Source organism: Brevibacillus sp. 7WMA2, from assembly GCF_010748895.1.
In the GTDB taxonomy this organism is placed as follows: domain Bacteria; phylum Bacillota; class Bacilli; order Brevibacillales; family Brevibacillaceae; genus Brevibacillus_B; species Brevibacillus_B halotolerans.
The window spans coordinates 1,219,893-1,238,078 of the sequence record NZ_CP048799.1; the positions used below are offsets into that span (position 1 = coordinate 1,219,893).

14 protein-coding genes are annotated in these 18,186 nt (G+C 42.6%); 1 reads left to right on the forward strand and 13 read right to left on the reverse strand.

Annotated elements, in window-relative coordinates:
* The first annotated feature begins 24 nt into the window (after positions 1-24).
* Entirely contained in the window at positions 25-702 is a 678-nt protein-coding gene (locus GOP56_RS04710) for a TetR/AcrR family transcriptional regulator (protein WP_163244672.1), read from the forward strand.
* Between the two features lie 164 nt (positions 703-866).
* Here GOP56_RS04710 and GOP56_RS04715 read toward each other — a convergent pair whose 3' ends face one another.
* From GOP56_RS04715 to GOP56_RS04775, 13 genes are all read right to left on the reverse strand, one after another.
* The gene (locus GOP56_RS04715) at positions 867-3,563 is read right to left on the reverse strand and encodes a cytochrome P450 (RefSeq protein WP_163244673.1); all 2,697 of its coding nucleotides are present in this window, start codon (positions 3,561-3,563) and stop codon (positions 867-869) included.
* A gap of 65 nt (positions 3,564-3,628) precedes the next feature.
* Positions 3,629-4,201, reverse strand: coding sequence for a TetR/AcrR family transcriptional regulator (locus tag GOP56_RS04720; RefSeq protein WP_163244674.1), 573 nt, complete (start codon positions 4,199-4,201; stop codon positions 3,629-3,631).
* Positions 4,202-4,938: 737 nt separating this feature from the next.
* Positions 4,939-5,262 carry an ArsR/SmtB family transcription factor gene (locus tag GOP56_RS04725; protein WP_064017443.1) on the reverse strand — a complete coding sequence of 108 codons (324 nt, stop codon included), beginning with the start codon at positions 5,260-5,262 and terminating at the stop codon, positions 4,939-4,941.
* 1 nt (position 5,263) lies between these two features.
* Positions 5,264-5,692: an SRPBCC family protein gene (locus GOP56_RS04730; RefSeq protein ID WP_003339359.1), complete on the reverse strand. Its 429-nt coding sequence runs from the start codon at positions 5,690-5,692 to the stop codon at positions 5,264-5,266.
* Between the two features lie 277 nt (positions 5,693-5,969).
* A complete protein-coding gene (locus GOP56_RS04735) occupies positions 5,970-7,043 on the reverse strand; it encodes a DmpA family aminopeptidase (RefSeq protein WP_163244675.1) in 1,074 nt (357 codons plus the stop codon).
* Between the two features lie 126 nt (positions 7,044-7,169).
* Positions 7,170-7,661, reverse strand: a complete 492-nt coding sequence (locus GOP56_RS04740; protein WP_003339361.1) for a DinB family protein — start codon at positions 7,659-7,661, stop codon at positions 7,170-7,172.
* Between the two features lie 96 nt (positions 7,662-7,757).
* The gene (locus GOP56_RS04745; RefSeq protein WP_163244676.1) at positions 7,758-8,774 is read right to left on the reverse strand and encodes a helix-turn-helix transcriptional regulator; all 1,017 of its coding nucleotides are present in this window, start codon (positions 8,772-8,774) and stop codon (positions 7,758-7,760) included.
* 280 nt (positions 8,775-9,054) lie between these two features.
* Positions 9,055-10,368, reverse strand: coding sequence for a cytochrome P450 (locus GOP56_RS04750; protein WP_163244677.1), 1,314 nt, complete (start codon positions 10,366-10,368; stop codon positions 9,055-9,057).
* Positions 10,369-10,378: 10 nt separating this feature from the next.
* Positions 10,379-11,977, reverse strand: coding sequence for an AMP-binding protein (locus tag GOP56_RS04755; RefSeq protein WP_163244678.1), 1,599 nt, complete (start codon positions 11,975-11,977; stop codon positions 10,379-10,381).
* Positions 11,974-13,002, reverse strand: a complete 1,029-nt coding sequence (locus tag GOP56_RS04760) for a GNAT family N-acetyltransferase (RefSeq protein ID WP_163244679.1) — start codon at positions 13,000-13,002, stop codon at positions 11,974-11,976. Before GOP56_RS04760 ends, GOP56_RS04755 begins: the two co-directional genes overlap by 4 nt.
* Positions 13,003-13,035: 33 nt before the next feature.
* Positions 13,036-14,355, reverse strand: a complete 1,320-nt coding sequence (locus GOP56_RS04765) for a diacylglycerol/polyprenol kinase family protein (protein WP_163244680.1) — start codon at positions 14,353-14,355, stop codon at positions 13,036-13,038.
* Complete coding sequence (locus GOP56_RS04770; protein ID WP_163244681.1) at positions 14,352-15,494, reverse strand: BtaA family protein; 1,143 nt, start codon at positions 15,492-15,494, stop codon at positions 14,352-14,354. Before GOP56_RS04770 ends, GOP56_RS04765 begins: the two co-directional genes overlap by 4 nt.
* Positions 15,487-18,165 (reverse strand): PEP/pyruvate-binding domain-containing protein, encoded by a 2,679-nt coding sequence (locus GOP56_RS04775; RefSeq protein WP_163244682.1) that lies wholly within the window; start codon positions 18,163-18,165, stop codon positions 15,487-15,489. The genes GOP56_RS04770 and GOP56_RS04775 overlap by 8 nt, the downstream gene beginning before the upstream one ends.
* Positions 18,166-18,186: the final 21 nt, after the last annotated feature.

Genomic DNA, 18,186 nt, shown 5'->3' on the forward strand with positions numbered 1-18,186 from the left:
TGTTTTAGATTGGGAGGCATTGAAGTGACAAACACTCGAGGCAGATCACGTAAAAATGAGCAAGAGACGAAAAAAGAATTGATTATTCGTCTACTTCCCTTTCTTAAAAAGCAAGGGATCAGCTCTTTGAAAATGGAAGACATTGCAAAATATATGGATATAAGCAAAGCAACGATGTATAAATATTTTTCTTCTCGAACAGAAATCTTAGAAGCGACAGTAGAAGTGTACGTTGATTATATCCTTGAGAACCTTCATGACTTATCTGATAACGAATCCGCTTCTTTCGTACGCCGCTTCCAAAAGGTTTTTGAAAACTCGGTGGTTCTGGCTATTTTTTTATCAGATTTATTATTACAGGAATTAAAAAGCATGTATCCTCATTTATACCAGCGAATTGTTGAGGCGCAAAAAGCTCGTAACGATCATATTAAAGCTTTTTATGAAGCTGGTCATAGAGAAGGTGTGTTCCTTTCCGTTAATCCTTCTTTAGTAATCGCTCAGGACGAGCTACTCCTGCCAAGTTTACTTAGTCCTGTTTTTTTGATTCAAAATCACATGACTTTAGAACAAGCCTTATTTGATTACTATCAGATGAAAAAGCATCAACTGCTCAAACCCGAGCTTATTCCTGACGTAGATGACTCATTCATTCCCATGCAGGTAGGGCAATGTATTCAAAAAATTACGTGGAAAGAGTAGCTCATATAAAGCGTGTAAGCTACATTGCAAATCAGACTAACTGTGCTCAACTGTCCCTATTCCATATAGGATATTCGTTGGGAATTGAATATACAGTTAGAAAGCTTGCACTTCTTTTCAGACCATAATAGCCGGTGTTCTTGAATGTTTTCAGGAGTTGGATATTAAGATTCTGGTGTACTGATGAACATTATAATTTTCTCTTCTGGGCGGCAATCAGCTAAGTAATGATCGAGCATTCCCAGATGTACTCCGCATTCACTTTCTAGAGAATCAGCTCCTATCATAATACTAGCCTGATGGGGACTGTTCTCTGGAGAACTCGATATCGTATAATATTTCGGCTGAAGCGGGGGCAACAGCTCGATAACCCTTTCGAAGGGCATCTCGCAGGCTTCATATTTTTCAAGCAGTTCTAGCATCGACATCCCGTTCTTCTCTACCTGCTGTTCATAGGTAATCTCATCTAACAAAGCCTCCAATTCACGTTTATGTGGAGGACAAACCGTGTAAGCTGCAAGCTCACGTAGCTGTGCATGAGTCACGGTTGCTTGCAGATCTACATTTTGACTCAGCAAATCATCAAGTCGTACTGGTCGATCCAGCGGAAGATGGGCTATGTTACGTCCATCTGCCCTCATAATCAAGTGATCGTTCCCGTTTAAGCCAAAGCGTTGTAAAATTCGTTCGACATGCTCCTTCCTATTTTTCGGTAATACCCCGATTTGATCCCCCTCCTGATAGTTAAGACCATCTGGCAGTATGATTTCTACTTGCCGGATGCTTCGCCCACAATTAGCACTCTCAAGTTCCCGGTTTTCTTTTATATAGGCATAGACAGCATTATATTTGAGGGCGAGCGGTACATCTGACAAGTCATTCATAAATTGAATCGTAAGGGTTCCGTGATCTTTTTCCTCAAGGTTTTCCTGTAGAATAAAAGTCTCCATGACGTCAAGCCACATACGCTTCTGCCAGTCTTCTAGCTGTTTTTCGAAGTCTCCGCTAGTGTCAGCTTCGCCTCGCAACGAAAGCCTTTTTGCTCCTTTTAAAGTAAGCTGCTCATCAATAAATCTCGGGACGTCTTGATAGGTATTTGCCCAATTGCGGTCTCCACATCCAAAAACCGCATACGTAACTCCTTGAAGCGCACCTGCCTCTACTCCTTCCAACCATTGCACGAATTTTCGGGCATTATTAGGGGGCTTTCCATTATAAGAAGCGGTAACGATCAGTACGACTCCCTCTTTCGGTAACTTTCCTAGCCAATCATCAAGCGGTGCCATCTCACTTCTGATACCGAGCGAACCCGCATTAGTAGAAAGCTCTCGTGCGGTACGCTCTGCTGTGCCTAAATTTGACCCATAAAGGATTAATAAAGATGCATGGTTGACCCTAGCTATGGATGTTTTAATCTGTTCCCATCGACTATCTGTCCCTCGTATGTTTACAGCTCCTACTTCTGGCTCTTGGCTAGATTGGTCTAGCTTCTGTTTCTTTCGCTGTTTGACACGTATGTAAAATTCTTCTGGTTTGATCGTTAATGTTTGTTGAATGCTTAACTGATAGTTCGTATGATCAATTAATTCAAAGTTCTGGAGAATCATACCTAGAACTAAAGTGGCTTCATGCAATGCAAATTGCATCCCAATGCAGGCTCGTTGACCATTTCCAAAAGGTTTATAGGCATGATGGGGGACTTTATCAGGGTCCTCAAATCGCTCGGGGCGAAATTCATCAGCATCATCTCCCCAAGCATCTTTATCTCGATGAAGCTGGGGTAAGAGTAATGCAACAACTTCGCCTTTTTTTATGGCATACTTCCCTCCAATGATTGTATCTTCCCGAGCGGTAAGTTCAAATCCCGGGGCTGTTGGCCATAAACGTAAAGATTCCTGTAAAATCATACGCACATATGTAAGTTGTAGAACCTGCTGATACGATGGAGATACACCGGTTAATACCCGATCCACTTCCTGGTACGCTTTTTCTCGCACCTTTGGGTTTTTCAGCAAAAAATAGAGAGCAAATGATAATAAGCCGCTTGTTGTTTCATGTCCTGCTATTAAAAATGTGATGATTTGATACCGGATATTTTCGTCATCCAGTCTCTCTCCAGTTTGCGGGTCCTTCCCGTTAAGCATGCGGGTAAGCAAATCGATTTCACCCTGATCGCCATTCGCCTTTCGTTCCTCGATGATTTTGTCTACTAATGAAAACATCGTTTCAATATCTTGGGTAAACTGACGTCTGGTTCCCACCATTAATGTGTTTTGAATTTTCAATCTTCCACTCTGATGCATCGCTTCTTGAAGTGCGCGAACCATACTGTTGATAAAAGGGCTGTGTGTTTCTCTATAAAAACTATTAAAGCGATAATTAAAGCCGCATATCCCAATCGTATCCAATGTAAGTCGAGTCATATCGCCAGGAACATCTATACTTTCATTAGGATTAAGACGTGCCCATTTTTGGATCAACTGCAAGGCAATATCCACCATCATTGAATGGTATCCTTTCATTGCTTGTTGACTAAAAGTAGGTAGGAGGATATTATGGGCCTTTTGCCAATTAGGCTCCTCAATCCTGCTCGTAAATAAACCATCTCCACTAAAGGCACGAACATTTTCCAAATCACCTGTAATGTTTTTGAAGAAACGCGACTCGTCACAAACCTCAGTCGCTAGTTTATGACCAGAAATAACCAAGCTTGAACTTCCAGAAAGGGTTAATCGGTAGATTGGACCGAACTCTTCTGCAAGTTTACAGAGTGAAAGTGTCGGTGTATCTTTGTCTATTAAGGGGTAATTGCCAAGCGGACCATACGTTTTGGGTTGCGGAATATATCCTACTTCTTTCATCACAAACATCCTTTCAGATTCATTCGCGAAAGTGTAGTTACCCTGCTACGCATCATCAAATCTGCTTATGATTTTTCTTGTTTAAAACCATGATAAAGTGTGTCTAAAAGAAGTGACGCGGCCGATCTTTTCGCAATATGACCTTCTTGAACCTGCTGCCATGTCATAAAGAGAAGTGAGTACAGGACATTCAAAATCCATTCGCTGTTCATATCGGCACGGAGGTAACCTTTGCGTTGCAATACCTGAATGGAGTGTCGAATAGGTTCCTTTACCTCCTCCTCAGTTTCAATCATCTCTTGACTGTAATACAGCGTAGATTCATGTGCTAGAAAATAAATCTTAGCCCCGAGTGGAATTAACGCCTCAACCAATTGTGAAATATAGGATTCGATGTTTTCCTCGTCTAACGGAATTTGCTTTATCGTCTCTCTGAACACCTGAGAAGATCTTAATCCTAGTTGCAGGATCAATTGATCCCTATTTTCGATGTATCTGTGCAGAGTCGCAATGCCGATACCGGCATATTCGGCAATTTCATTCAAAGATGCAGTTGGCTTTTCGACTAGTAATTCTGTAGCCGCATCCAAAATGGCATTAAGCCTAGCCTCCTTTGTCGCTGATCTGGCATTTTTCATCTTGAAGGCCCCTCTTTCTTTTTGATCGGTTCATTTTTTGATAGATGAAACTATCACTTGATAGAATTTTACACCAATTATTATATAAATTCAACTTTTCTGATAAAAATTCCATCAACATAATCTGGGTTCCCTACCTGACCTGTTTCTACAGGCTATGTACGGTCTTCCCTGATAGCATTGTGTTACAGATTTTTCTCTCAAGCTGTCCGTTCCTAATTTTTTCCTGATATAAATATGTTCATGAGAGTGATTTCTCTCTAAAATGATGAAATTACCGGGGTGCGAACATTAGTTCTGTTTTATGATTTTCTAGCTCCTGCTCCTCGGAAACAAAATCAACTAACTTCGTAAAATGCTTATATTTATGGGCTTTTTGTGTTATCAGCAGGTGCTTTAAGACAAGCAAAGTATGATTATGCTGGTTATTCTTCATCCCTTTTACGATTGAACAAAATGAAGATTTTCGGCCTAATAATTTGTAAATAACAGTATACAAATCCATTTATATACATGAAAACCTTTAAAATAATCCAGTTGTATCTAAGAAAAATGCCGTTTTCTCCGGTGTAGGAACATTTGTTCTATTCGTTTGTTCACAGTTTTATGTAACCCTGAACGCCTAGTCTGCTTTCACTTATAAATATTTTTTAGCTATCTCAGAAAGTAAATCTTCCTGCAAGGCTATACAAAAACAGAAAAAGGCCGCTATTTAACGACCTCTTTCTTCCACTGCCTTATTCTTCTGCTTCTACATAACGTTTCAACGCAGACAATTTATTTTCCCAGAATCGTTCATAGTATTCGAGCCACTTCTTCAATTCAAGTAATGGATCTGCTTTAAGTCGATACCTTGTTTCACGTCCCACTTTTCTTTCCGTGAGTAGCCCAGCCTCTGTTAATATCCGTAAATGCTTAGAAACTGCTGTCCGAGTCATCGGAAAATGGCTACTGATTGCGGTAACAGACAGCTCCTGATCACCTAACAATTCCAGTAGCTGCCGTCGCGTTGGGTCAGCAATGGCTTGAAACACATCATACTTGTGAGCTGGTGCACTCATATTACGCCTCGACGTGAGTACGTAATGCTTTCAGTAAGCCTACCCAGCCATTTGCCATTCTGTCTCGCACGACGATATGGGTTTCACCAAACTCGGTGACTGTATCTGGGTCCCAGCCGCTGTGAATCAGCGTAAACTCTGTTGTTCCATCCTCTAAGGTAGTTAGTTCAAAAGTAACGGTCCAATCTTTTCCCCATGTAAAGGAAAGACGCTTAGGCGGATCAAGCTCCATTACCTTACAAGGAGACATACCAAAAGGGCCAGCATTCAACTGGAACTCATACCCCTTGATTGGCTTAAAATCATTAGGCATAAACCATGCAGCAATTCCTTCTGATGTCGCAACAGCTTCCCATACTCGCTCAATTGGTGCATTGCACACGATTGTTTGGCGAATCTCAGGAATCTTGTTTGATTGATTCGTTTGCATTTATTACCTCCATCAATTTGTTACTTATCTGATATTTGTCGCCAAGTAAATATAAGCTGACCCATATCCATTTTTGGTTATACAACAAAATCTTCCACATCATGAATTATTTTGTTCGATTCGTGCCAAACTATCCCCGGTTGGCAATCTTAAGGAGATAAATCTATAACACGTTTATTCGAAACGATTTGGTTTCACTTTGTGATTATATGACACCATTTAGTTTCATGTCAAACCATCTTAGCTAACAAATAATTCCTTCCTCCATCATCTTTGTTTATGTGAATACGTATTCCTCAACAACTCTTCCATTACGTCCCTTCGTTGTTCTGGCTTTAGATAATGAGTTAAGAATTGCTTCCTCTGTCGCATCACTTGCAGCAGTGAACAATAGATTCATTACAGGATGATCCTCACGTAGCTGCATTCGTTTTTCTACAAAATGATCACTATGATGTGGAATTTTATGTGCGGTTGAAAAAGCAATCACAATATCTCCGCTACCATGACCATAATAGCTACCTGTTCTCCCAAGTCCGATGGCACAACGCTTGGCCAAACGTAGCAATTGCCGCTCATTGACGGGGGCATCGGTAGCAAGGACAATCATGATTGAGCCATCCGACGTATGTTCAATAGCATTGGAGGAACGCTGTACATTTGCCAATTGTTGTTGATATTTATCTCTTTGAAATTCTTCTTTTTTTCCAAAATTGCTTAGCACAAGTACACCAACTGAATATTCCTTACCATCTATCTGGACGAGACGAGAAGAACTCCCTATCCCGCCTTTATACCCAAAGCAAACCATACCTTTTCCAGCGCCGACAGCTCCCTCTTCGGATTGATTCTCCGTCGCATTCATAATCGCTGCTCTAGCATCTTCTGGTTGAATAACACATCTACGGATAGCATTGAGATAACCGTCATTACATTCACCAACTACCACATTAATCGTACCTGTCGTATCACCAATCTCAGGATTTTGTGCTAGCATTTCCTGTAAGGTCCCTTGCGTAACTGCCGGCACCGAAAACGTATTAGTCAGCATGATTGGCGACTCCAGCACTCCTAATTCATTTACCTGTACAAGACCTGTTGTTTTGCCAAATCCGTTGATAACATAACTTGCTGCTGTCACTTTTTCCAAAAATAAATTGCCCCCATGAGGCAAAATGGCGGTAACACCGGTACATGCATAATCTTGCGTGCCATCATCTAGCGGTCGATCTATGGTTACATGACCAACTTTTACACCGCTAACATCTGTAATGCAATTTTTCCTTCCTGTTGGCAACGTTCCAATCACGATTCCTAGCTCACGAACTTTTTTTCTTGTAGGTTGACTCATGGATGCACATCTCCCCAGCATTCATCTATCTTTTATTATTACATTCAGCTTTCAGCATAAAAATTAACATCTTCCATAGTAACAAGCCTTTAGCAGCATCTGTTACAAGCATTCACACACCACTCTTTATTCAACATACAAATCAAACATGCTCACCTCATATCCTCGCAATTTTAAATAAGTAAATAACTGTGAGCGATGATGGAACATATGGGTAACGCTCTCCGTAAACCAGTGAGCCTGAGAAGCAGAGTGTTCATGATAAAAAGGAGTTGTTTTCTTGTTGAAAAACTCATCTTCTGACATAGCTAACAGATAAGAGATGCACATCTGGTATCCTTGTTCCATCTCTTGTGCCAGGGACTTGGCCGTATCTAATGTGTTGTATTTTTGTTCAATCTGTCTTATGGTATCCTCTCCTTTCTCCTGCATAATAAGAAGGTCTACCTCAGGAATTGCTACTAGATGACAGGCTAATTCGTGTAGAGTACGCATGTTCGGAGCAGGTCGATACCCCCAATCCTCTTCTTTAATCTTCTGAAGAAGTAAAATTGTACTTTTCATAGCTACTTTCATCTGATGAAATAACTCATCCCGTAACTTCACAACATTGGACATGCTTTACACCTCTTTAGTCTATTAGATTTCTCTTCTTGATTCTAACAGCTAATAGTGACAAACTCTGTCATAATGGAACGCATGAAAAAAGTTTATTTACCGATAATGCTCCGCCATTTTTGTAATCTTTTCCCTCACATAAGAAATAAGTTCTTGCGGCTCCTTCGCCATCGCCTCCATGCCTAGATTCCAAACAAGCTCAGCATAGAAGGGAATTTCAGTACGCGGAATCCTTGTATCGATCCAGCCTGTCCCATCGCTGCGCTCTTCAACCACCCGGACTAAATCTAATATCGATTTCGCTTGTCGTGTACCGTCTCTTGTCAGCTCGACGACAAAAGGAACGAGATTTTTCCCGTTTTGTTCACTGTTTATAAGCCAATCCATGATGGAGCAATAACGTAGTTTATCCTTTCCCGATTTATTCTGTATGGGGGCCCTTTTTTCACAATCTGCTTGCGATTGAATCTGCTTTAAAGTAGCTGTATCAGGATCGCTTATTTCTGCTTGCGTAATCCGATCTGCCCGAAACAGTCGATACGCTTGTCGCTGTAAACAATAAGCTGGGCAATACCAAAATCCATTGTAGCTATACAAGCCGATTGGTTGAATTCTTCTCTTGGTTATTCCCTTTTTACCATCGTATTGAATAGTCAGAATGGATTGATCCATGGCTGCTTCAAGCAAGACTTCTAAATGATGAGAAGATTGAGCGTACGTAGGATTCCAGAAAACAACTCTGTCTCGCATTTGGTCAATGCGTTCCTTCACATCTTCTGATAGATAGTGATAAAACTTTTTTAATGCTGCTTTCGTTTCTGTTTGAAAGGGGAGGGAATCAAAAAATTGCAACGATTGATAAGCAAAAAACATAGCAGTTGCTTCTGTTTCTTTAAAGAAAATAGGAGGCAGCATGCGATCTTGTAATAAATAATAGCCACCCCCTGCTCCCACCTCTGAATAGATAGGAACTCCCATTACACTTAGTTCATTTAAGTCACGTAAAATGGTGCGATACGAAACCTTGAATTCCTCTGCCAATTCCCGTGCCGTGAATTTTCTCTTCGCATTCATCGTCATCATAATTTCAATCAAACGTTGCGTTTTTGCCATTCTTTAGCCCCCGTATTTCATCATATCTATTTCTTTTACTAGAATATAGCAAACTTTTAAAAGGAAAAACCAAAAAGACTGTGTAGCAACCTACAACAAAAAAAACAGCATTGAACCCCCTCTTTATCCAAGCTCGGTTCACACTGTTTTTATATCATTTCCCATTTTTTGTTTACCCGGTTACCTCTAACGATAGAACGGTATTGTTTTCATCTATTTTCCCTAAAAGCTCTTTTTCTCAGTATTTGGCATTTTCATTTCTTATATCAATGGTAGATGGTTACATCCGTTTATTTACAACCATATGCAAGGCTTTTGGGGATAGAGTTATCGAAGCGTTTACCTCTAGCTTGTCCTGATTAACTGCTGTTAGCTTGTAGCGTTGAACAATGGTAGCCAAAATCAACACGGCCTCTGCCATTGCAAATCGTTGTCCAATGCACATACGCGGTCCACCGCCAAAGGGAAAGTAGACAAACGTCGGTAATTTTTTTTCAAGCCCATCTGCCCAGCGTTCTGGACGAAATACCAGTGGGTCTTCAAAATAACGGGGATCACGGTGCATGACATACTGACTAACTAACACAATCGAATCTTTTGGAATCATATATTCGCCAATCTGAATGTCTTCTGCAGCCTGACGAAGCAAGATATAAGCTGGAGAACGAAGCCGGAGGGTCTCATTTACCACCATTGTGGTATATTGTAGATTTGGTAAATCTTGAATATTGGGTAAACGACCATCAAGCACTTCACTAATTTCAGCCACCATTTTCTCTGTAACATCAGGATTTTCAGATAGAAGATAAAAAGCAAACGCCAGCGCTGCGCTAGTTGTCTCATGTCCTGCAACAATCAAGGTCATCACTTCGTCGCGAATTTGACGATCATCAAGTCCTTCTCCATTTTCATCGCGCATGGAAAGAAGCATTCCTAATAAGTCATCTCCATATATACCTGATGATCTTCGTGAAGAAATTAACTGCAAAATCATGTCATCCATCTCTTTTGCACAGCGCTTATAGTTACTATAACCTGGAAGTGGTATAGGGAACATGACTGCCTTAGCGTAATACCTTAGAATCGTCTGCAAGGCCTGAATTAATTTTCCTTCGTCAATGGTATTGTTATGTCCAAACAAACTTTTCATTACGACATCAAGTGCTAAATTGAGCATATCGATCTTGATTTCGCGCGTTTCGCCTTCTTGCCAGTTCTCAATGTAACGATTCGTTACTTCAATGATCGTCTTTCCATAGCTTTCTATCCGTTTTTGGTGGAATTCCGGGGCCATCATCCGTCTGTTCCGAAGCCAATGCTCTCCGTTAGCGGTGAATAAACCTTCGCCTAAAATATTTTTGATAAGCTTTGCTTGTAATCGATCATTCTTTATAAAACTCGATTGTTTTTTGATAAATACTTCTTCTATAAGCTCCGGCTTATTTAATTGATAAATGCGTTCATTGAGCAACGGATAATACACGACGTCTCCATACTTGTCTGCGTTTTCCTTAATGAAATCCAGAATATTGTGCAGAGTACGGAACACGTTGTACAGAGGTTTATTTGGTCCAGGCGGAAGTGTAAGAATCATAATGTCCTCCTCAAACGGAAATAGTTTGTTGCTCAAATTTTCCTTGTTCCAATGCCTTGTTCAAAAGACTATAATCCACTTTAGCATTGTGCCGCTTATCAACTGGAATCTGATCCATATAGATAATGGCATCGAGGTTTGCCCATTCTAGCATTTCAGCCAATTCAGCAGTCATGTAGCTCTTACTATTTCTTTCCACAATTAATACACGACGACCGCGATATTGTGTTAAAGCAGTTCGTCCGATCGACTCATCAAACGATAACACGCTCTCCACAGCAAAAGGGTACAAAACTCCCCTTTCATCTTTAATTCGTGCGGCTACTCTTCCCAGAAGCCATAATCTTCCCGATTGGTCAAAGTACCCAGCATCCCCGGTTCGATGCCAGACTGTTCCATCCACGCGGAATTTCGTCTCCTCATCTCCTCTTCCATGCAAATATCCGGAAAGCACATGTGGACCTGTGACCACAATCTCTCCCGCTTCCTCAGGAGTCAGGCAGATGTTTTCAAATTCTGTACTGGATAAAGAACCAATCGGTTTGCCCCACTGATGACGAACAATCCGTACCTGAATCTCTGGAACAGGGGTTCCTACTAAAAGACCTTTTCCTGACTTGATTGCAATAAGATCATTCGTATGGATATCGTTCCAATCTACTTCTGCAATTGGCTCAGCCTCGGTGGACCCATATACGGCCATTATGCGAGCGTTTGGAGCAATCCGTTGTAATCTGGACATGAGTCGTGGGAATACTGGTCCACCGCCACTGAAGATATATGTAAGCTCAGTTAGAACGATGTCATGTTTTTCACAGTACCCCAACAGTTGTTCAAAAAACGCTGGTGAAGCTACGATTCTCTGAGCATGTTGTTTTTGGAGCTGAGCAATGACGGGCCCCGGTTCAATCGCTCCTGGCCGGCGCAGGTCACCATTAGGAATAATGCTCCTCATCCCAGCCCCAAGATTGCACAGAGCAAAAATAGGTAGTGTTGTCATATCGATTGCTCCAGCTTGCATGTCAAGACTGCGCCTGAGCACCTCGTATTGATCAATTAAAAATCCATGAGTACGCACAGTCGCTTTTGGCTCCCCAGTGCTACCGCTGGTAAAGGTGATGAGCGCAGGCGTGTCATGTTGACATGAATGGTATTGACTGTACTCTGTTGCATTGGTTTGTGAGGTTAAAGAAATGGCTCCAGGCAATCTCCTCCCAATCACAAATTTTTGCGGAATTTTTCGAATAGCTGGGGATAACAGCCTCAATAGTTGGGCTTTTGGGCTTGCAATTAACGCTTTAGGTGGGTTTAATGTACAGCATCGTTCAATATGATTTTTACCAGCAGATGGATCAAGAAACATCGCGATCAATCCAAGTCTGAAGATTGCTACTAAGGTGATATACAACTCAATCGACATTGGATAAAAGAGTAGAACCGTATCGCCTGCCACTAACCCTTGTTTCTTGAAAATCCCTGCGACTTGAGCAGAACGTTTGTCCAGATCGGCAAAAGTTAGATGACGGGTCTCTTTGTCTGGCATATCCTGTATCGCGATCGCATTGGGGCAATTTTGAATATGAGGTTTGACAATTTCAAAGATATTCATGCTTCCCTCTCCAATTTCTTAGCAAATAAGGTGTAATCACGAAGAATGTAGCCTTCATTCGCGTTAAACCTTGTGGATCGATTTTCTTGGATCATTAACGCATTAATCGCACGTTGATAACCTAGCTTCTGAGCCAAATCGTAGACTGCCTTTACGAGGAAGGAGCCTATTTTATACCCTTGGTAATCTGGATCAACAGCCAGCGTCTTTAAGATTACCTGATCGACCGCCTTTCCCATTTGGGCTTGCATCACATCTGGTAAGGTGAACATAAAGCCGACCAGTCGATCATCATGCTCGGCTAACAAAACCAGTTCTGGCTTAATATATGGAACAATCTTTGTGTATTGTTTCAAGAATTCATTTTCACTTATCTCGGTGTACAAAAAATTTTGATGAAAAGCTCGTATCGAGAGTTCATAGATTCGTGTAAGCTCTTCATCGATTCGAGTCAAATCCAACTGCCGGATACGAATGCCGCGTTCATTCATATGCTGTGTCAGTTGCTTGTACCGTTTTTTCTCATACTCCTGCCCCGCTTCGCCCAAATCTCTATGATCAAGATCAACAATACGCGAAATATAGTGAGATAGCGGTTCGAAGCCATCCTGTGTAAAATGATCTGCCCATTCCAAGGGTGTATTTGGCTCAAGGAAGAAAGGAAGATCTCCTTTTGTTTTCGTAACCAATCGGTGTGTCCCCCACGTATTTCCATCCATTGGGCCTATCACGATTGTACATCCCTTTTTAGCCAATTCTCTTGAACACAGTTGTAGTAGCTCACTTGCTGCTGCAGCATTTCGAGCTGCATAGTGTCCGATTACACCAACCTGATGTTCATGATATGCTGGTACGTTTGACCACCATAGTGAACAGCGTGCGGCTACGCCTTCCTTGTCTAGTATCATCCAGTGAGTATCAGCATTCGATTCGTCTAGAGAATCGATCCGATTTGCAGAAGGCCCCGGTAGTGAGCAAAACTCTTCCTTCATCTTGGTATTCGTAACCTGTACTGCTTTTAACATGTCGAATATCCTCCCTACTCTTTTCGCTGATCATTAAAAAAGCAGAATTCCCAAAATAGAACCAACCGCCGCGCATATTGGTTGGATTAACACGGCTGCCTTCGACCTCTTAAAGACAAAGAGATAGTAAATACCGCTGGCCATAAGCATGCTTACGGCCGCCCAAATCGAATGAACAACCACTTCGCTGCTTAGACCTGAACGAAGCACTAAAGCCGTCAATGTCAGCCCCCAGTTTTTCAAAATGTTTAAAAAAAGATAAATTAACAGATGCCTTTTCTGAGACGACTGAAAGATTTCCGTGAGACTAAAACAAATGGATTGGGCCAATAGACCGATCAGGAATGCGAAGAAAAAAACTTCACTTTGTGTTTGCTGGTACAAAAATAACCATACAAAACTCATTGTATATGTGGCGATGAATAGGCCTATTTTTTTGCTGGAAAACAGCTCAGTTGAACTCTTCAAAATAATGGGCGATGACACGGTATGCAGCAGTAATACCAATAGAAAATCTATTCCACCAATAGCCCAGCTCACATACGAAATGACTGATATTCCCATCAAAGCCTGTGGACACACGACCTTCGTTCTTCTGCATGCTTCAAGCAAGATAAACAGTAAGAGTGCTAGAGTGAGCGCCAACAGCAAATGGGCATTGTCCTTTACGATGAGAAACTTGAGCATCATAAAGCTCACAATTGGTACAACTAAATTATCCTTCCCGCCCCAGGAAACGGACTCAGCTAAAGTGGCTAACAGTGACACTGTAATAGAAATCATTAAATTAGCCATTCCGTCCATCGGAAAAAACAAAAATAAGGTGATGTGAGTCGATAAAAAAGCAACTAAAAAGAAGGCAAATGACCCTTCTATGCTCTTCATACCCTCGGGAACTACGTATCTCACCTGACCGTAGCGAACGCCGACAAGAGCAGCGATCGCATCAGCTAACGTGAGAATGATGAGAGAAATACTGTACAAAACCCGTTCTTCTTGTTCCGTAAAAAGGAGAAGAATCGCAATACTCATCACAAAGTACATCTCACCAAATGAATAACGCGAAACATCAGATAAAATTTTTCCGGGTCCATTCTTTAGCCGAGTAACTCGGAAAAGAAATAGAACAATTGCGACAAACCCTAACACAACCAATACAGGCCAATCCTGACCAAAAAGCCATGGAGCAATCAATGCGAATGTACCGGAGCTCATATGAAAAAGCTTACGAACCCATTCTGGATCAGGCTGGTACCTGACCTGGTAAAAACGCAATCCTGAAATCAACAATGCTATGGCGGCAAGCAGCAGCACAATACCGAACCATGGATGTAAGGGAATAATACCACTCATATGATTTCCTCCAGTACAAACGCACTGTAAAAGAAAGCCTTATCCTGCTTAAAAAGTTCCTGACTCAAGCTGGTGAGTGGACGAAGTGACTCCTCCATGCTCGCAGGGCGACTTCGGGGAACCAGCATATTCCAGTAAGCCAGTCGTCCTTTTTTCCTCCCCGCTTGTACCAAAACCTTCAGTAAATTTTCATATTGGTCTTCGGACATATATTCAAAAATGTCACTCAGATTGTACTTATCAAATGCGTTTTGGCCCACATGCTGTAAATACTCTTCAACTGATAAGCAATGCCATTCAATTCGATGCAGGTTGTTTCGTATAGCATCAAAATTTTCAGGTCTTAATGCATACGGTAATGCATGACTATGTCGTCCTTGTAAAATCCACTGGAGATAAGGATTTTGCATAGGATCAAGCTCAGTTAGGGCATATTGGGCTCTTTGTAAAATCCTTGCTGCTACACTGCCCTCTACATAGCGGAAAAAACGGGTATCACGCCCTAGCCTTCCCATGACAAAACGGGAAAAAAAGAACTGGAACATCAATCTCCAGCGTAACGTATTCCACTCTTTTTGATAAAACGTGCGGCGATCCTTTGGCGTGCGGTTCTGAAGAAGCTTTTCCACCCGAGAGCGAGAATGGACAAGAGGTAAGATTGAATTGCGAAACATTGAAAAATACTGCTCAAATTTCCCAATGCTTCCAATCCCAGATTCTATAGCGGTTGATTGAGAATCCCAATAGTTTTTTACTAGCGGTGTGAGCTGCTTGCGGCATTTTTGGTATAGTTCATTTCGCCGGTTACTTGGGATTGAGCCCATAAGTTCTAACAGTTCAGTATGTGTCAGAGCAGAATAGGCTGCCACGCGTAATTCCAAGCAGGCAAGCTGGGCGTGGCTCAAATCTAGTGCGACAACGCGCTCTGGCGATTTGCTTAGCATCGCTAGTGCATTGTCCCCAGAAGAGGCGATAGCTAAACAGTTATCTCCAGGCTGAATATCTAGTGCCTCTAGGAGGATGTCAGCATCCTCCCAGCACTGGGCATAACGGATTAAGGAAAAGTCAACTTCGCTAGCTAGCTTGGGGCGCGCATCTATCGTTACTTTCTGGGCGAGATTTCCAATATTACTAGGCACTGATCGATCCCTCCTCCGGGGTGATCTTACGAATGACCCCTGTACTACCGTCAAATTCAACCCAATCTCCTGTTTTCAACCATCGAGTCAAACCAGTTACAGAAACGATTCCTGGAATACCAATCTCACGACAAACAATAGATACATGGGACAGCAGACTTCCACGTTCGACCAGCAATCCGGCTGCTGAGGAGAAAAGCACAATCCAGCCTGGATCAGTCCGCTCAGCTACAAGGATTTCTCCTGGAAGCAACGTCACATCACGGGGATCCGTAACCACACGAACCGGACCACGTACGACACCCGCCGCACAACCGATTCCTTTCATCACATCCCCTGTCAGTGGTTCTTTAGGGCTTTTCGCTTTAAACGTATTACCTTTATAAATGACGCCATACGTTTCAAAGCGATCCTCAGGCACATCCATTTCATGATATTTTTCAAATTCAGCTTTTCGCAGTGCTACTAGGCCCTTTAGGTTGCTGCATGTTGCAGTTCCGTCTGCCATACCTAGCAATTCTCCCACTTCCAAATAGAATACATCGCGGGGATCGTCAAGCAGATCGAGTGCATAAAAGCGACGCCCCATTTCTAGAAAGATGGAACGGCAACGACCAAAGACCCGTGTTCGTTCGAATCGTAGGTTTTCCCGATCACGAACGCGCAATCGCGCATTTTTAAGTACCCAGCGAAAAAGGACTCGACGAAACAGATTGAAGCCGATAGATTGAAATGCTTGCTCCTCTGCCATGCGTCTTATTTCTTCCTCGCTTGGTCCCATCTCAGTTGGGGCGGGACGGGATGCAAGATGGCCAATAGAGCGCAACAACGGAAGCGGGTTGTCAAACAGATTAACGCTCTCTAGCTTGAGTTCATCCAAACAACGATCTCCGAATTTGTCCAAATAAGCCTCGTACTCTTCTTTAAATGCAGGGAATCGATCCATTTCCTTCATGATTTCTGCTAGAGTGCCATTGCAGAGGATGTCGATGAAGGTGGCATCTTGGTTCGTTAGCTTCATCAGCTTTTTCATACGCATTGCTGGTTCTGCACTGATAATGCCACCTTCTGCTGCGAGCAGTGAATTCTGTAGGGTAGAATCCTCATCATTGCACCATTTAGTCGTCAGCTTTCGCAATAAACCGTAGTAGATCATAGCTCCAAAATCATTAATCAATGGGGCATCCCAACGAGTTAGAAGCTGACCTTGTAGCTTCAGATAGTAGTTGGCTAGCTCGACTGTACTGTATTGTTGCAGGTCTGGGCGGGTAATACCAAGCGCATTGTTTAAGCGTTGGTAAAAAACGTCGATCGTCTTCGGCAAACGTCTAAAATTGCCAATCAATTTAACAATTGTCTTACCAAGACGCATTGCATCCTTGAGTTTGTCTTGCATGCTCACCTGCTGCTGAACATTATCCGTCAGTTGCTGGGGAAGTGCTTCCTTAACCCCCATCATCTGTTCCATAAAACCTCGATTCATTTGATAACCAGGAAGCAGTGCCAGACAACGATACCAGTTCAGCAGGTTGTAATACACTCGTCCATTGACAAGGCCAATCATGCAACGGAACACGGAATCCCGATTAACAATCTCCTCAGCGGAAACCCCCATTATTCGACAGAACGACTTGTATACCTCAGCATAGGCGTGACGGGCAAATGAAAATGTCAGGGGGGTTGTGATACCGCCATAGCTTTCTGAAATATTGCTGTTATCCCATAGATTAAACTCATCATCAGGATCAATCATTTCCGCTAAGTTGGTAATTGGACGTGATTGCAAGAGATAGAGCTTTCCATCCTGAATGGCCCACTCAATATCCTGGGGTCGTCCGAAATGACGTTCGCAACGGCGGGCTAGCTCTGCAACTGATCGCACTAGTTCATCTGTAAGGGCTGGCTGATTTGCCTTCTCAACCGCTACCTCTTCACTCTCCACGCCCTCATCGCTGTCCATTGAGAAACGATGCGCAATCAGCTTTGTCGCTATTTCACGCTCCACAATCTCCCCATTACGATTCACTTTATACGTGTCTGCATCGCATTCCCCTGATACTAGCGCTGTTCCAAGCCCGTACAAGGCCCCCACGATGGCAATTTTTCTTTGTCCCGTCAAGGAATCTGCACTGAATGCTACCCCGGCTGTTTCTGAGTCAACCATTCGTTGGATCAGAACTGCGGGTGGCTGGGGCAGCAAGCTAAGCCCCTTTTCTTTTCGATAGGTCAAGATTCGTTGACTAAAGCCAGATCGCCAGACCTGAAGAACCTTAGCTGGCACATCCTCTGGTTTGACAAACAAGTAGCTTTCTAGCTGTCCAGCAAAGGAGTGTTCAGCCCCATCCTCATCTAATGCAGAGGAACGGACAGCCACCAATTCATTGTTTGCGCAAAGTATCTCAACTTCTTTTTTTAGCATCGCTTCCACATTCGGTTCTAAAGTAATGTGCCTTAAAACTCGCGTGACTGCCTCTTCTGATTGAAGGACCGCTCCCTTTAACTCCTCCATAAGACTTTTGGGTACACTTTCCATAAAAGCCTCTGGTGTAAGAACAAACCACTCGGGAATCACCATACCTGCCTGTCCCAGCAAAGCGAGGGCACGAGCTTTACCGCCCATCTTTTGCAGCTCATTCTCCTCTGCACGGTTCATTTGTAAAATATACGTCATGTGCTATAACCTCCTTTTCAC

Excerpts from the sequence above, each read along its gene's own strand:
- GOP56_RS04715 (WP_163244673.1), bottom strand. The coding sequence starts at position 3,563 with ATGAAAGAAGTAGGATATATTCCGCAACCCAAAACGTATGGTCCGCTT.
- GOP56_RS04720 (WP_163244674.1), bottom strand. The coding sequence starts at position 4,201 with ATGAAAAATGCCAGATCAGCGACAAAGGAGGCTAGGCTTAATGCCATT.
- GOP56_RS04725 (WP_064017443.1), bottom strand. The coding sequence starts at position 5,262 with ATGAGTGCACCAGCTCACAAGTATGATGTGTTTCAAGCCATTGCTGAC.
- GOP56_RS04730 (WP_003339359.1), bottom strand. The coding sequence starts at position 5,692 with ATGCAAACGAATCAATCAAACAAGATTCCTGAGATTCGCCAAACAATC.
- GOP56_RS04735 (WP_163244675.1), bottom strand. The coding sequence starts at position 7,043 with ATGAGTCAACCTACAAGAAAAAAAGTTCGTGAGCTAGGAATCGTGATT.
- GOP56_RS04740 (WP_003339361.1), bottom strand. The coding sequence starts at position 7,661 with ATGTCCAATGTTGTGAAGTTACGGGATGAGTTATTTCATCAGATGAAA.
- GOP56_RS04745 (WP_163244676.1), bottom strand. The coding sequence starts at position 8,774 with ATGGCAAAAACGCAACGTTTGATTGAAATTATGATGACGATGAATGCG.
- GOP56_RS04750 (WP_163244677.1), bottom strand. The coding sequence starts at position 10,368 with ATGATTCTTACACTTCCGCCTGGACCAAATAAACCTCTGTACAACGTG.
- GOP56_RS04755 (WP_163244678.1), bottom strand. The coding sequence starts at position 11,977 with ATGAATATCTTTGAAATTGTCAAACCTCATATTCAAAATTGCCCCAAT.
- GOP56_RS04760 (WP_163244679.1), bottom strand. The coding sequence starts at position 13,002 with ATGTTAAAAGCAGTACAGGTTACGAATACCAAGATGAAGGAAGAGTTT.
- GOP56_RS04765 (WP_163244680.1), bottom strand. The coding sequence starts at position 14,355 with ATGAGTGGTATTATTCCCTTACATCCATGGTTCGGTATTGTGCTGCTG.
- GOP56_RS04775 (WP_163244682.1), bottom strand. The coding sequence starts at position 18,165 with ATGACGTATATTTTACAAATGAACCGTGCAGAGGAGAATGAGCTGCAA.